Genomic DNA, 13,721 nt, shown 5'->3' on the forward strand with positions numbered 1-13,721 from the left:
GACCGCTGATCAGCTCGAGCTGATCGCCTTCCGAACGGCGCGGGCGGCCTCGGCCGCCCGCGTCTCGGAGAGCGCTCCCGCCGCGACCTCCTGGACGTAGAACACGTCCACCGCCTGCGGGCCCAGCGTGGAGATGTGGGCCGAGCGGACCGTCATGTCGAGCGCGGCCAGCGCCGCGCTGACGACGTGCACGACCCCGAGGCGGTCGGCGGCCCGGACCTCGATGACGGTCGCGTGGTCGCTCGCCTCCGGTCGTACGACGACCGCCGGGTCGAGGTCCCCCGTGACGTGTCGTGCCGCGAGCCGGGCGGCGGCGTCCACCCGGCGCGAGGTGATCGCGTCCAGCTGGTCGCCCAGCGCCCGTGGGTCGAGGCCCGCCTCGGCGACGTCCCAGACCGACACGGCGTACTCGCCCTGCGCCCACAGTCGCGCCGCCCGCACCGTGACCCGCCGCAGCGCGAACACCGCGGCCACGTCGGCGAGCAGGCCGACCCGGTCGAGGGCCACCACGGTGATCCGCGACCCGTCGACGACCGGCTCCACCACGATCGACACGTCGCCGTCGACCACCCCGGCCGGGACCGGGATCTCCTCGACGGTGAACGCCGGCGGCGCACTCCCCCGCTCCAGCGCCGTGCGGGCCCGCCGGGACAGGTCGAGCACCAGCCCGGCCCGCCACGACGACCAGGCCTTCGGTGAGGCGGCCTTGGCGTCGGCCTCACTCAGCGCGGTCAGCAGCGCCAGCGCGTCGAGGCTGTCGACGTGCTCGAGCAGCGCGTCGATGGTCGCCGGGTCGTCGGGGTCGCGGGTGGTGGCGATGTCGGCGAGCAGCAGGTGCCAGCGGACCAGCTGGGCGATCAGGTCGACCTCGTGCGGGCCGAAGCCCATCCGGGTCGCGATCGCCCGGGCGATGGGAGCGCCGGCGATGCTGTGCTCGGTGAGCTCGCCCTTGCCGATGTCGTGCAGCAGCGCAGCCACGACGAGCACATCGGGTCGCGAGACGTCGCGGATCAGCGCGGCCGCCTCGACACAGGTCTCGACGACGTGCCGGTCGACGGTGAAGCGGTGGATGGCCGAGGCGTGCGGCAGCAGTCGGATCCGCTCCCACTCGGGCAGGATCCGGTCCAGCGCGCCGGTCTCGTCGAGCGTCTCCCACACCGGCAGCAGGCCGGGCCCGGCGGCGAGCAGCCGTACCAGCTGCTGGCGGGCCTCGTCGGGCCACGGCTCCGGCAGCGGCGGGCACTCGCGGACCAGCCGGGCCGCGGTCGGTGGGGCGAGGACGACGTCGCGCACCGCCGCCTCGGCCGCCGCGCGCAGCAGCAGGACCGGGTCGGCAGCCGGCTTCGTGCCCGCCTCGAGCACGATCTCACCGCGCGACAGCGCGATGCCCGGAGCCACCCGCTCCAGCTCGGGGCGCCGGGGCCGGGCGGCCGGCGTACGGCGCAGGGCGTCGTCGGTACGCCGCCACGCCAGCCGCGACAGGTGGGTCACCCGACGGCCGAGCTCGCGCACGTAGCGCTGGGCCGCCGCCTCGTCGGGCAGCTCCAGGCCCTCGGCGAGCGGCGCCCAGTGCTCCGGGGCGATCCGGTCCGAGGCGCGGCCCGCGGCGTCGTGGAGCAGGTCGCGCACGTCGAGCAGCTGCTGGCGGCAGCGCTCGAGGTCCGCGGCCGGTACGTCGACCAGCCAGGTCGCGGTGAGGCTCTTGAGCACCGTCGCGTCGCGCAGCCCGCCCTCCGCCTCCTTGAGGTCGGGCAGCGACAGGTGCGCGAGCTCGCCGACCAGCCGGTGCCGGCTGCGGACCAGCTCGCGCAGCTCGGGCAGCCGCTCGCGGGCCTGCCGGCGCCAGTGGGTCAGCGTGGTCGTGCGCAGTCGCAGCGCCAGGCTGTGGTCGCCGGCGACGTGGCGTACGTCGAGCAGCCCGGACGCCACCCGGACGTCGCCCTCCGCCGCCGACAGCATCTCGGGCAGGGAGCGGACCGCGTGGTCGAGCTTCTCGCCCGAGTCCCACAGCGGGTACCAGACCCGGCTCGCCAGCTCGCGCCAGAGCTCCTCGTCGACGCCCTCGTCGGCCACCAGGACCACGTCGAGGTCGGAGTACGGCGCCAGCTCGCCCCGCCCGTAGCCACCGACCGCCACCATGGCCACGCCCGTGTCGGGGCCGCCCGCGGCGTCGTAGGCGCCGAGGCAGAGGGCGTCGGCCGCCTCGGTCCGGGTGGCCCGCTCGGCTGCGGTCATCCCTGGCCGTGACCGAAGTGTGGCCGGGCGCCTCCGGTGGCGGTGTGCAGGTCGTAGGCGGTCTCGGCGTGGATCACGAGGTCGACGCCGGCGACCTCGTGCTCCGGGTCGACGCGGAACCCGACGGTCTTCTCCAGCACCCACACCAGCAGCGCGGTCATGGTGAAGGAGAACACGAGCGTCACGCCCGCCGCCACCAGCTGCTTGCCGAGCTGGTGGGCACCCCCGCCGTAGAACAGGCCGTCGACGCCGCTCACCGAGGAGGACGCCAGCAGTCCGATGATGATGGTGCCGACCAGCCCGCCGACGAGGTGGACGCCGACGACGTCGAGCGAGTCGTCGTACCTGAAGGTGTACTTGAGGCCGACGGCCAGCGCGCAGATCGAGCCGGCGGCGAGCCCGACGAGCATCGCGCCGATCGGCGTGACCGACCCGCAGGACGGCGTGATCGCGACCAGGCCGGCGACCACGCCCGAGGCCGCGCCGAAGGACGTCGCGTGGCCGTCGCGGAAGCGCTCCACGCCGAGCCAGGCGAGCAGCCCCGTGCAGCCGGCGAGGAGCGTGTTGACGAAGACGATCGCCGCGGTGTTGTTCGCCGCCAGCGCGGACCCGGCGTTGAACCCGAACCAGCCGAACCACAGCAGCCCCGCGCCGACCATGACCAGGGTCAGGTTGTGCGGCTTCATCGGGTCGCGCCCGAAGCCGACCCGGCGACCGAGCACGAGCGCCGCGGCCAGGCCTGCGGCGCCGGAGTTGATCTCGACCGCCGTACCGCCGGCGAAGTCGAGGGCACCCAGCTGATTGGCCATCCAGCCGCCGACGTGGTCACCGGAGCTGAAGTCGAAGATCCAGTGCGCGACCGGGGCGTAGACCAGCACGGTCCACAGCGCCGCGAACAGCAGCCAGGTCCCGAACCGGGTGCGGTCGGCGATCGCGCCGGCGATCAGGCCGACGGTGATCACCGCGAACAGGCCCTGGAAGGCGGCGAACAGCGTGATCGGGTACGACGCGTCGGGGTCGGCCTCGAGCATCCCCTTGAAGCCGAAGTACTGGGTCGGGTCGCCGACCAGGCCACCGCCGAGGTCGTCGCCGAAGGCCAGCGAGTAGCCGACCACGACCCAGACCACCATGACGACGGCGAGGGCCCCGAAGACCATCATCATCATGTTGAGCACGCTCTTGGAACGCACCATGCCGCCGTAGAAGAACGCCAGGCCCGGCGCCATCAGCAGGACCAGGGCGGCCGCGGCGAGGAGCCAGGCGGTGTCACCGGCCGCCGAGGCGGGCGCGGCAGCGGTTGCGGTGGCGAGGAGCAGATCGGGCATTCGGACACTGTGCGGGGAGTTTGTTTCGCACGTGTAACGCGTCTCCCGGCACCGGTTACGCGCGAGTGAAGCCGGGGCCTGCCGCGTGGGCAGGCCCCGGCCGGGACTCTCGGGTCAGAGCGCCGCGGTGTCGGTGTCTCCCGTGCGGACCCGCACCACGGACTCGACCGGGCTGACCCAGACCTTGCCGTCACCGATCCGGCCGGTGTGGGCGGTCTTGGTGATGATCCCGACGATGTCGGCCGCGTCGGCGTCGTCGACGACGATCTCGATGCGGATCTTGGGGACCAGCGCGATGTCGTACTCCGCGCCCCGGTAGACCTCGGTGTGGCCCTTCTGCCGGCCGTAGCCGCTGACCTCGCTGACCGTCATCCCGGTGACGCCGAAGGCCTCGAGCGCCTCCCGGACGTCCTCCCACTTGTGCGGCTTGATGACCGCGGTGACCAGCTTCATGCGCTTACCTCCGAAGGGGTGGACGACGTGGTGCTCAGGAGCGAGGTACGACGAGCGGCACCGCCGCCGGTGGTGAGATCGTAGGCCGCCTCGCCGTGCTCGGCGAAGTCGATCCCGTCCACCTCGTCCTCCTCCGGCAGCCGCAGGCCCATCACGGCCTTGATGCCGAGACCCACCACCAGGGTCGCGATCGCCGACCAGACCATCGCGAACGCCGCGACCAGGACCTGCACGACGAGCTGCTTCGCGCCGCCGCCGGTGAGCAGGCCGCCGTCGTGGGAGGCGAGGAAGCCGACACCGATGGTGCCGATCAGGCCACCGACCAGGTGGACGCCGACGACGTCGAGCGAGTCGTCGTACCCGAACCGGTACTTCAGGCCGACCGCCAGGGCGCAGACGCCACCGGCGACCAGGCCGAGCACGATCGAGCTCCAGGGCACCAGGTTGCCGCACGCCGGGGTGATCGCGACCAGGCCGGCGACGACGCCGGAGGCGGCACCGAGGGAGGTCGCGTGGCCATCGCGGAGCTTCTCCACGAGCAGCCAGCCCATCATCGCGGCGCAGGTCGCCAGCGTCGTGTTGAGCCAGACCAGGCCGGTCTCGGTCGTGTAGTCGTCGAGGTTCACGATCGAGCCGACGTTGAAGCCGAACCAGCCGAACCAGAGCAGGCCGGCGCCGATCATGGTCAGGGTCAGGTTGTGCGGCTTCATCGGCTCCTTGCCGAACCCGAGCCGCCGGCCGAGGAGGAGCGCGAGGACCAGGCCCGCGACACCGGCGTTGATGTGCACCACCGTGCCGCCGGCGTAGTCGATCGGCGCCACCTCGGCGCCGCCGTCACCCGGGAAGAGCAGGTCGGCCAGGCCGTTCTCCACGCCGCTGAGGAAGCCGCCGCCCCACACCATGTGCGCGAGCGGGAAGTAGGACAGGGTCACCCAGATCGGCAGGAACACCAGCCACGCGGAGAACTTCATCCGGTCGGCCACCGCACCGCTGATCAGCGCCGCGGTGATCACCGCGAAGGTCAGCTGGAAGGCGACGAAGACATAGTTCGCGGGATCCGTGCTCTCGAGCCCGAACTGCGTGAACGGGTTGGAGAAGAGCTTGCCGATCTCCTTGCCCGTCGCACCGCCGGAGGTGGCGAACGTCGTGCTGTACGACATCGACCAGCCCCACAGGGCGTACACGATGCCCACCACGCCGAGGGCGCTGAAGGACATCATCATCATGTTGAGCACTGACTTGGTCCGGCTCATGCCGCCGTAGAAGAGCGCCAGGCCAGGGGCGGTCATCAAGAGGACGAGCGAGGCCGACACCAACATCCAGGTGTAGTAGCCGTTTTCCATGCCCCGAAGACTCGGTGGCTGAGGTTTCGGCCCGGGCGACCGCATGTTTCACGCCGGTAACGGGTGCCGCACAGCGGTTACGGTCCGGTGACGGCCGCGGCGGGCCGACCTCCGGTCGTCAGCCGAGCAGCGCGTCGACGAACGCGGCCGCGTCGAACGGCGCGAGGTCGTCGGGGCCCTCGCCCAGGCCGACCAGCTTGACCGGTACGCCGAGCTGGCGCTGCACCGCGACGACGATGCCGCCCTTCGCGGAGCCGTCGAGCTTGGTGAGCACGATGCCGGTCACGTCGACGACCTCGGAGAACACCTTCGCCTGGATCAGCCCGTTCTGGCCGGTGGTGGCGTCGAGGACGAGCAGGACCTCGGTGACCGGCGCCTGCTTCTCGATCACCCGCTTGACCTTGCCGAGCTCGTCCATCAGGCCCTGCTTGTTCTGCAGCCGGCCCGCGGTGTCGACCACGACGGTGTCCACGCCGCGGTCCACGCCCTGCTTGACGGCGTCGAACGCGACGCTCGCCGGGTCGCCGGCCTCGGGGCCGCGGACCACCTCGACGCCGAGCAGCTCGCCCCACGTGGCGAGCTGCTCGGTCGCGGCGGCGCGGAACGTGTCGGCGGCCGCGAGCAGGGCCGTACGGTCGTCGGCGACCAGGATCCGGGCCAGCTTGCCGACCGTGGTGGTCTTGCCGGTGCCGTTGACGCCGACCACCAGCACCACGCCGGGGGCCTCGCCCTCGCCGCTCACCTTGAGCGAGCGGTCCATGGTCGGGTCGACGAGGTTGATCAGCTCCTCGCGGAGCACGGTGCGGGCGTCGGGTGCCTGGCCGCCCTCGACGCGCAGCCGGGTGCGGAGTCTCTCGACGAGCTCCTGGGTGGGCGCGACGCCGATGTCGGCGGCGAGGAGCAGGTCCTCGATCGCCTCCCAGGTGTCCTCGTCCAGCTTCTCGCGGCTGAGCAGGCCGAGCAGCCCCCGGCCCAGGGCGTTGGACCCGGCCAGCCGCTGGCGCAGCCGGACCAGGCGCGAGGCCGGCTTCTCCGGGGTCTCGAGGGCAGGAGCGGCCGGCTCCTCGGGTGCCTCGACCTGCGGTGCCTCGACCGGAGGTGCCTCGACCGCGGCGTCGGCAGGCGGAGCCTCGGTCCCGGTCGGCGTGGCCGGCGGTGCGATGACATCGGTCCTCGCCTCCGGCGCCTTGGGCGTACGGCGGACCCGGGTCCCGACGAAGCCGGCGATCGCGAGGACGCCGACGACGGCGATCCCGATGACGAGGTAGAGCCACTCCTGCATGCGGTCATCCCATCACGCCGCCCGCCCGAGTCAGAATCGGGTGGCGCCGCTGCGGTGGGCGAGACGGGGTTCAGCCGAGGCGCTGCAGGTCCCGCTCGTCGTCGGCCAGCACCGGCGCGGAGTCGACGGCGCGGCCGAGCGCGTCGCCGAGCCACGGCACGACGGGCATCTGCTCACCGCGGTGCGGGTAGGCGACGTAGAGGGCGACGACCGCTGACACAGCGAGGCTGAGCACGATGGCAAGCGCGACGAACAGCATTTCGACTCCTCCGAGTAGGGATCGCTCTGCTGTCCATCCTGCACCCCGGCACCAACCGGTCCGGCATCGCCGGCACCCGCTGTCGCCGGGGAGCGGCGCAGATCACACGACGAGCGGTGCGACGGCCGCGCGGACCAGGTCGGGGATCGGTGTGGCGGGCCGCGCGGGGTCGGTGTTGTCGACGTACACGTGGACGAACCGGCCCTCCGCGCACGCCAGCGCACCCTCGCCCTCGGGGTCGCCCTGGAACAGCCCGACGCGGTAGATCACCGACGAGGTGCCCAGGCGCTCGACCGCCAACCCGAGCTCGATCGGGCGCGGGTAGCCCATCTCGGCGAAGTAGCGGCACGACACCTCGGCCACAACTCCGATCGCGGACAGCTTGCGGATGTCGGTGCCGGTCGCCTCGTGCAGGTGGGCGTTGACGGCGGTGTCGATGAGGTCGAAGTAGCGGGCGTTGTTGAGGTGCCCGTAGACGTCGTCGTCGGACCAGCGGGTGGTCGCCGTGCGCCAGGCGCGGTACGACGCCCGGTCGGGCCGGGTGCGGTCGGGACCGCTCATGCCGACTCGTCCCGCAGCCGCTGGCTGATCACCGCCGACACACCGTCCCCGCGCATGGTGACACCGTAGAGGGCGTCGCCGACCTCCATGGTCCGCTTCTGGTGGGTGATCACGAGCAGCTGGGAGTTCTCGCGCAGCTCCTCGTAGATCTCCAGCAGCCGGCCGAGATTGGTGTCGTCGAGCGCCGCCTCGACCTCGTCGAGGATGTAGAACGGCGAGGGCCGGGCCTTGAACAGCGCGACCAGGAAGGCGACGGCGACCAGCGAGCGCTCGCCGCCGGAGAGCAGCGAGAGGCGCTTGACCTTCTTGCCCGGGGGCCGGGCCTCGACCTCGACACCGGTGGCGAGCATGTCGTTGGGGTCGGTGAGGACCAGGCGGCCCTCGCCGCCGGGGAACAGCCGGGCGAAGGTCTGGTCGAAGGCCTTGGTGACGTCGGCATAGGCCTCGGTGAAGACCTGCTCGACCTTGGCGTCGACGTCCTTGACGATCTCGAGCAGATCCTTGCGGGTCGCGCGCAGGTCCTCGAGCTGCTCGGAGAGGAACTGGTGGCGCTCCTCCATCGCGCTGAACTCCTCGAGCGCGAGGGGGTTGACCCGGCCGAGCATGCCGAGCGCCTTCTGGGCGGTCTTGAGACGCTTCGCCTGCTCCTCGCGGACGTAGGGCACGGTGCGGGGCTCGGCGTCGACCTCACCGGACTCCCCCTCGGCCGGCGGCTCGAGGACGGGAACCGGCTGGTCGGGGCCGTAGTCGGCGACCAGGCCGTCGGGCTCGAGGCCGAGCTCCTCGAGCGCCTTGGTCTCGATCTGCTCGATCCGCATCCGCTGCTGGGCACGGGCCATCTCGTCGCGGTGCACGGAGCTGACCAGGTCCTGGTGCTCCTTGCCGAGGTCGCGCAGTGCCTGCCGCACGCCCATCAGCTCCTGCTCGCGGCCCCGGCGGGAGTCCTCGACGGACTGGCGCCGGGCGGTGGCCTCCTCGATCGAGCGCTCGAGGCGGGCGAGCACGAAGGTCACCGCGCTGGCGACGGCCTGGCCGGCGCGGCCCTCGGCGAGGAGTCGGGTGCGACGCTCCGCCGCGCGGGCGCGCGCCTGGCGCTCGGTCTCGGCGGCCTTGCGCATCTGGTCGACCCGGCCGTGCAGCGCGCGTGCCCGCTCCTCGGAGGTGCGCAGGGACAGGCGGGCCTCCATCTCGCTCTGCCGGGCGGCGCGGGTGGCCTCGACGAGGCGCTCCTGCTCGGTGGTGTCGGGCTCCTCGTCGGTGTCCTGCTCGGCCGCGGCCAGGCGCTGCTCGAGCTCGGCGAGGCCGACCAGGGCCTGCTCGCGGGACGTCTCGGCCTGGGCAATGGCCTCGGTCATCCGCTCGGCCTCGGCGCGGGCCGCGCGGGCCAGCGAGCCGTGCTGGCCGAGCTCCTCGGCCACGGCGGCCAGGGTCGCGTCGGACTCGTGGAGGCGGGCCAGGGCGACGTCGACGCGCTGGCGGGCCTCGAGCCGCTCGTTCTCCAGGCGGGCGAGGTCGAAGCCGAGCCGCTCCGCGGCGGCAACGGCCTCGGTGAGCGACTCGGTGGCCTCGTCGACCGCGGCCTGGATCTCGATCAGGCTCTGCGTGGCATGGGAGCCGCCGGAGGCGAAGTGGGCGCCGAGCAGGTCGCCGTCGCGGGTGACCGCGACGACGTCGGCCAGGCCGTCGACCAGCAGGCGGGCGGCACCCAGGTCGTCGACGACCGCGACCTTGCGCAGCAGCCGGTTGAGCGCGGGCCGGACCTGGGCGGGGCACTCCACCACGTCGACGGCGTACGACGTCCCGGGCGGGAGCGCCGGCCACCCGCTCGTGGTCTCGGCCTCTCCCCCGGCGAGCAGCAGCCCGGCGCGGCCGAGGTCGTCGTTCTTGAGGTGGTCGATCGCGGCGAGCGCCGTGTCGGCGTCGCTGACCGCGACGGCGTCGGCCGCGGCCCCCAGGGCGGCGGCGACCGCGCCCTCGTAGCCGCCGCGCACCGTGACCAGCGCGGCGACCGAGCCGAGCAGGCCCGAGATCGTGTCGGAGGCGGCGAGCAGCGCGCCGGCGCCGTCCTTGCGGGCCAGCCCGATCTCGAGGGCCTCCTTGCGAGCGCTGAGCCCGGCCTTCTCGCGGTCGGCCTGCTGGGCCTCCTCGCGGACCTTGACCAGCCGCTCCTCGAGGTCGTCGAGCGAGGCGACGGCGGCCTCGTGCTCGGCGTCGAGGCCCTCCTCGCCGGCGTCGAGGCCGGCGACCTTGGTCTCGAGCGCGGTGAAGTCGCGCTGGGAGCGCTCCGCGCGGGTCAGCGCGTCGGCGCGGGCGGCCTCGAGGCGGCCGATCTCCTCCTCGGCCGCGTGGGCTCGCGAGCGCAGCGTGTTGACCTGGCCGTGCAGCCGGGCCAGGCCCTCGCGGCGGTCGGCGGCGGCCCGGAGCAGACCGGCGACCCGGCGCTCCTCGTTGGCCGCGGCCTCCTCGGCACCCCGCCGGGTGGCGACGGCCTGCTCGAGCGCGGCCTGCTGCTCGGTGACCTGGGCGGCGATCTCCGCCTCCTGGGCGGCGAGCCGGGCGGCCTCGGCCTCGATCTCGTCGGGGTCCCGGCCCTGCTCGACCTCGGTCTCGGCGACGCCTGCGGCGTTGCGGACCCGCTCGGCGGCCAGGCTCTGGGTGCCGCGGAACCGCTCGCGCAGCGCGGTCAGCGACGACAGCGTCTCCTGCGCGGCCGACAACGCGGGCAGGTCCTCGCGCAGCGCGGCCTCGAGGGTCGCCTCCTGCTCCCGCGCGGTGGCGATCCCGGCCTCGACCTCCTCGCGGCGGGCGAGCAGCACGCTCTCGTCGGCGAGCTCCTGCTCCAGGGACGTCCGGGCGGTCACCAGGTCGTCGGCGAGCAGTCGCGCCCGGGCGTCGCGGACGTCGGCCTGCACCGTCGCCGCCCGCCGGGCGACCTCGGCCTGCCGGCCCAGCGGCTTGAGCTGGCGCCGGATCTCGCTGAGCAGGTCGTTGAGCCGGTTGAGGTTGCCCTCGGTGGAGTCGAGCTTCCGCAGCGCCTTCTCCTTGCGCTTGCGGTGCTTGAGGACGCCGGCGGCCTCCTCGATGAACCCACGCCGGTCCTCGGGGGTGGCGTGCAGGATCTGGTCGAGCTGGCCCTGGCCGACGATGACGTGCATCTCGCGGCCGATGCCTGAGTCGCTGAGCAGCTCCTGGACGTCGAGCAGGCGACAGGTGGTGCCGTTGATGGCGTACTCGGAGCCACCGGTGCGGAACATGGTCCGGCTGATGGTGACCTCGGAGTAGTCGATCGGCAGCGCGCCGTCGGAGTTGTCGATGGTCAGCACGACCTCGGCGCGGCCCAGGGGCGGGCGGCCCGACGTGCCGGCGAAGATGACGTCGTCCATCTTGCCGCCGCGCAGGCTCTTGGCGCTGGCCTCGCCCATCACCCAGGCGAGGGCGTCGACGACATTGGACTTGCCGGACCCGTTGGGGCCGACGATGCAGGTGATGCCGGGCTCGAGCTGCAGGGTCGTCGCGGAGGCGAAGGACTTGAACCCCTTGAGGGTCAGGCTCTTCAGGTACACGCGGTCTCCCTTCGGGGTCGGGCAAGGACGTTCCGACGCGGGGGAAGCTCGGCAGGCCTCACGTTACCCCGCGACCTCGACGGATCGCTGCACCCCGCGAGCGAGGCCGAAAAGACACTCGGACCACCCGGCGCCGGCGTACGGCGGGGGTGGTCCGTTGTTGGGTGCACCTGGGGCGACGACGGGAGCCCGTCGTCGGAGTCCTGGTCAGGCCGGCTGCATCTCCGCGTCGCCGGTCAGGATCTCGGCCGCGCGGGCCGACATCAGCTTGTCGTTCTCCTCGGAGAGACGGAGGACGAGGGACTCCAGCTCAGCGACCCGGTTGCGCAGTCGAGCGTTCTCGAGGGCGATACGGGGGTCGCGGAGGTCGCTGTTCAGGTGGCCGATCAGCGCCTTGGCCATGAAGTTGAGCCTTCCGGTTCGACGGGTGTCGGCCCGTGGGGGGCCGTCTCCAAGAGTCCCACTTCGAGACGGCGGGGTCAAACCTGCGCCGACGGGCGCCGGGGACGTCCAGGAAGTGCCGGGAAGGCCGCGGTCACCGCAACGGGGAAGGCCCGGAGACCGGGCCTTCCCGACACGTCTCGTTCGGATCCGGCGGTGGTGTGTCACCGCCGGATCCGGGATCGAGTGCCCGGGTCAGCAGCCGTGCTGGACCTCGCCGGTGCAGTTGTCGCGCCCGACGCCGCCGTAGACGACGTCGGTGCCGGGACCGCCGCGCAGGGTGTCGTTGCCGCCACGGCCACGGACCAGGTCGTCGCCGCCCTTGCCGCGGATGGTCTCGGGACGGTCGCTGCCGAGCAGGGTGTCGTTGCCGGCACCGCCCGCGTAGGCCTGGAAGCCCTTCAGCTTGACCGAGTTGCCGCCCTCCCAGGTGGCGCCGCCGGCCGCCACGTCGACCCGGACCGGGACGGTCAGCGGGGCGAGGGTGAAGGTGTCGACCCCGGAGCCGCCCTTGAGCAGCGAGGTGGCGGCGGTGTTCAGGCCCGGGGTGGGCGTGCCCTCGGCGGGCTTCGGGGTGGCGACGAGGAAGGCGTCCTCGCCCTTGCCGCCGCGCAGCTCGCCCGAGGTGCGGTCGAAGACGACGGTGTCGTCGCCGGCGTTCATCTTCAGGGTGCTCGTCAGGTAGGTGACGTAGGCGATGTCGTCGCCCGCGCCGCCGTTGATGTCGGAGACGGGCACGCTCACGACGAGGGTGTCGTCGCCGTCGTTGCCGTAGACGAAGTCGTTGCCGGACAGGACGTTGACCTTGTCGTCGCCCAGGCCCGCGTCGATCCAGTCGTCGCCGGCGCCGCCGTCGATGGTGTCGTTGCCCTCGCCGCCACAGATGGTGTCGTTGCCCTCGAGGCCGTCGAACTTGTCGTTGCCCTTGCCGAGGTAGACGACGTCGTCGCCCGCGGTGCCGGTGAGGGTGTCGTCGGCGTCGGTGCCGACGATGGTCGCGGCCTTGCCGTTGCACAGCGGCGGGTCGACGGCGTACGCCGTCCCGGAGACGACGGTGGTGGCCCACAGGGTGCCGCCCGTCACGAGGGCGAGGGCACCGGCCGTACGCCGAAGATTGGTGTGCATGGTTCGTACTCCTTGGATGTCGTCGAACATGACACCCACCACAGCGGATCGCCGCGGTGGGGCATTACAGGTGGGACTAGGCCGTGTCCTGGTGGGATCAGCAGGAGTGGCGGGCCTCACCGGTGCAGTCGTCGCGCCCGGCGCCGCCGTAGAGGACGTCGACGCCCGGGCCGCCGCGGAGGCGGTCGTTGCCCGCGCGGCCGCGGACCACGTCGTCGCCGGACTTGCCGCGGATGGTCTCGTCGCGGTGGCTGCCGAGGAGGATGTCGTTGCCGATGCCGCCGACGTAGGCCTGGATCCCCTTGAGACGGGCCACGTTGTCCTGCCAGGTCGCGACGCCCAGCTCCGCGTCGAGCCGCACGGGTGCCGCCTGCGAGACGAGCGTGAAGGTGTCGTCACCCGATCCGCCCCGCATCAGCGAGGTCGTCGTCTCGTTGAGGTTCGGCTGGTCCACGAAGCCCGGGTCCGAGGCAGCGTCGACGAAGACGTCCTCGCCCCGGCCGCCGCGCAGCTCACCGGAGGTGTTGTGGAAGACGATCGTGTCGTCACCGGCGTTCATCCGCAGCGGCGTGGTCAGCCAGGTGGCGTAGACGATGTCGTTCCCGGCCCCCGCGTGGACGTCGGCCACCGGGACCCGCACCGTGATCGTGTCGGCGCCGTCGCCGCCGAGCACGCCGTCGCTGTCGGCGAGCACGCTGACCTTGTCGTCGCCCGCGCCCGCGTCGACCCAGTCGTTGCCCTCGCCGCCGTTGATGACGTCATTGCCGTCCCCGCCGGTGATCACGTCGTTGCCCGGGCCACCGCAGATGATGTCGTTGCCGCCGAGTCCCTCGAAGCGGTCGCTGCCCTTGTCGAGGAAGACGACGTCGTCGCCCGCCGTACCGACCAGGACGTCGTCGCCGTCCTTGCCGACGATGGTCGCGGTCTGCCCACCACACTCCGGCGTGGGTGCCGCCTGCGCGGCGAGCGGGACGCCGAGGGATGCCCACAGGGCCGTGCCGGCGACGATGACGGCCGCGCCCGTCGTGGCCCGAGATCGACGGTTCATGGTGTGTGCTCCTTCGAGAGATGACCTGACACCCACCGGAGCGGGCCGCGGCTGTGAGGGATTACACAGCCCGGGACGGGGAAGGC

Annotated in this window: 11 protein-coding genes; all 11 read right to left on the reverse strand. The window is 72.7% G+C overall.

Annotated features, from left to right (window positions below; translation table 11 throughout):
* Positions 1-9: 9 nt before the first annotated feature.
* The 11 genes from FBY23_RS19250 to FBY23_RS19300 all read right to left on the reverse strand — a co-directional run bounded on the left by FBY23_RS19250 (position 10) and on the right by FBY23_RS19300 (position 13,635).
* On the reverse strand, positions 10-2,235 hold the full coding sequence (locus FBY23_RS19250) for a [protein-PII] uridylyltransferase (RefSeq protein ID WP_141799613.1): 2,226 nt from the start codon (positions 2,233-2,235) through the stop codon (positions 10-12).
* A complete protein-coding gene (locus FBY23_RS19255; protein WP_141799614.1) occupies positions 2,232-3,560 on the reverse strand; it encodes an ammonium transporter in 1,329 nt (442 codons plus the stop codon). Before FBY23_RS19255 ends, FBY23_RS19250 begins: the two co-directional genes overlap by 4 nt.
* A gap of 114 nt (positions 3,561-3,674) precedes the next feature.
* Positions 3,675-4,013, reverse strand: a complete 339-nt coding sequence (locus FBY23_RS19260; protein ID WP_141799615.1) for a P-II family nitrogen regulator — start codon at positions 4,011-4,013, stop codon at positions 3,675-3,677.
* Entirely contained in the window at positions 4,010-5,356 is a 1,347-nt protein-coding gene (locus FBY23_RS19265) for an ammonium transporter (protein ID WP_222117884.1), read from the reverse strand. The genes FBY23_RS19260 and FBY23_RS19265 overlap by 4 nt, the downstream gene beginning before the upstream one ends.
* 118 nt (positions 5,357-5,474) lie before the next feature.
* Positions 5,475-6,638, reverse strand: coding sequence for a signal recognition particle-docking protein FtsY (gene ftsY, locus FBY23_RS19270; protein ID WP_141799616.1), 1,164 nt, complete (start codon positions 6,636-6,638; stop codon positions 5,475-5,477).
* A 70-nt stretch (positions 6,639-6,708) separates the two neighbouring features.
* Positions 6,709-6,897, reverse strand: a complete 189-nt coding sequence (locus tag FBY23_RS19275; RefSeq protein WP_141799617.1) for a hypothetical protein — start codon at positions 6,895-6,897, stop codon at positions 6,709-6,711.
* A gap of 102 nt (positions 6,898-6,999) precedes the next feature.
* The gene (locus tag FBY23_RS19280) at positions 7,000-7,458 is read right to left on the reverse strand and encodes a thioesterase family protein (RefSeq protein WP_141799618.1); all 459 of its coding nucleotides are present in this window, start codon (positions 7,456-7,458) and stop codon (positions 7,000-7,002) included.
* Positions 7,455-11,021 (reverse strand): chromosome segregation protein SMC, encoded by a 3,567-nt coding sequence (gene smc, locus FBY23_RS19285; protein WP_141799619.1) that lies wholly within the window; start codon positions 11,019-11,021, stop codon positions 7,455-7,457. The genes FBY23_RS19280 and smc overlap by 4 nt, the downstream gene beginning before the upstream one ends.
* A 207-nt stretch (positions 11,022-11,228) precedes the next feature.
* Positions 11,229-11,423, reverse strand: coding sequence for a hypothetical protein (locus tag FBY23_RS19290; RefSeq protein ID WP_141799620.1), 195 nt, complete (start codon positions 11,421-11,423; stop codon positions 11,229-11,231).
* 234 nt (positions 11,424-11,657) lie between these two features.
* The gene (locus FBY23_RS19295) at positions 11,658-12,587 is read right to left on the reverse strand and encodes a calcium-binding protein (RefSeq protein WP_160158294.1); all 930 of its coding nucleotides are present in this window, start codon (positions 12,585-12,587) and stop codon (positions 11,658-11,660) included.
* A 97-nt stretch (positions 12,588-12,684) separates the two neighbouring features.
* Positions 12,685-13,635, reverse strand: coding sequence for a calcium-binding protein (locus FBY23_RS19300; protein WP_141799622.1), 951 nt, complete (start codon positions 13,633-13,635; stop codon positions 12,685-12,687).
* Positions 13,636-13,721 lie beyond the last annotated feature (86 nt).

The sequence above is a fragment of the Nocardioides sp. SLBN-35 genome (assembly GCF_006715725.1).
In the GTDB taxonomy this organism is placed as follows: domain Bacteria; phylum Actinomycetota; class Actinomycetes; order Propionibacteriales; family Nocardioidaceae; genus Nocardioides.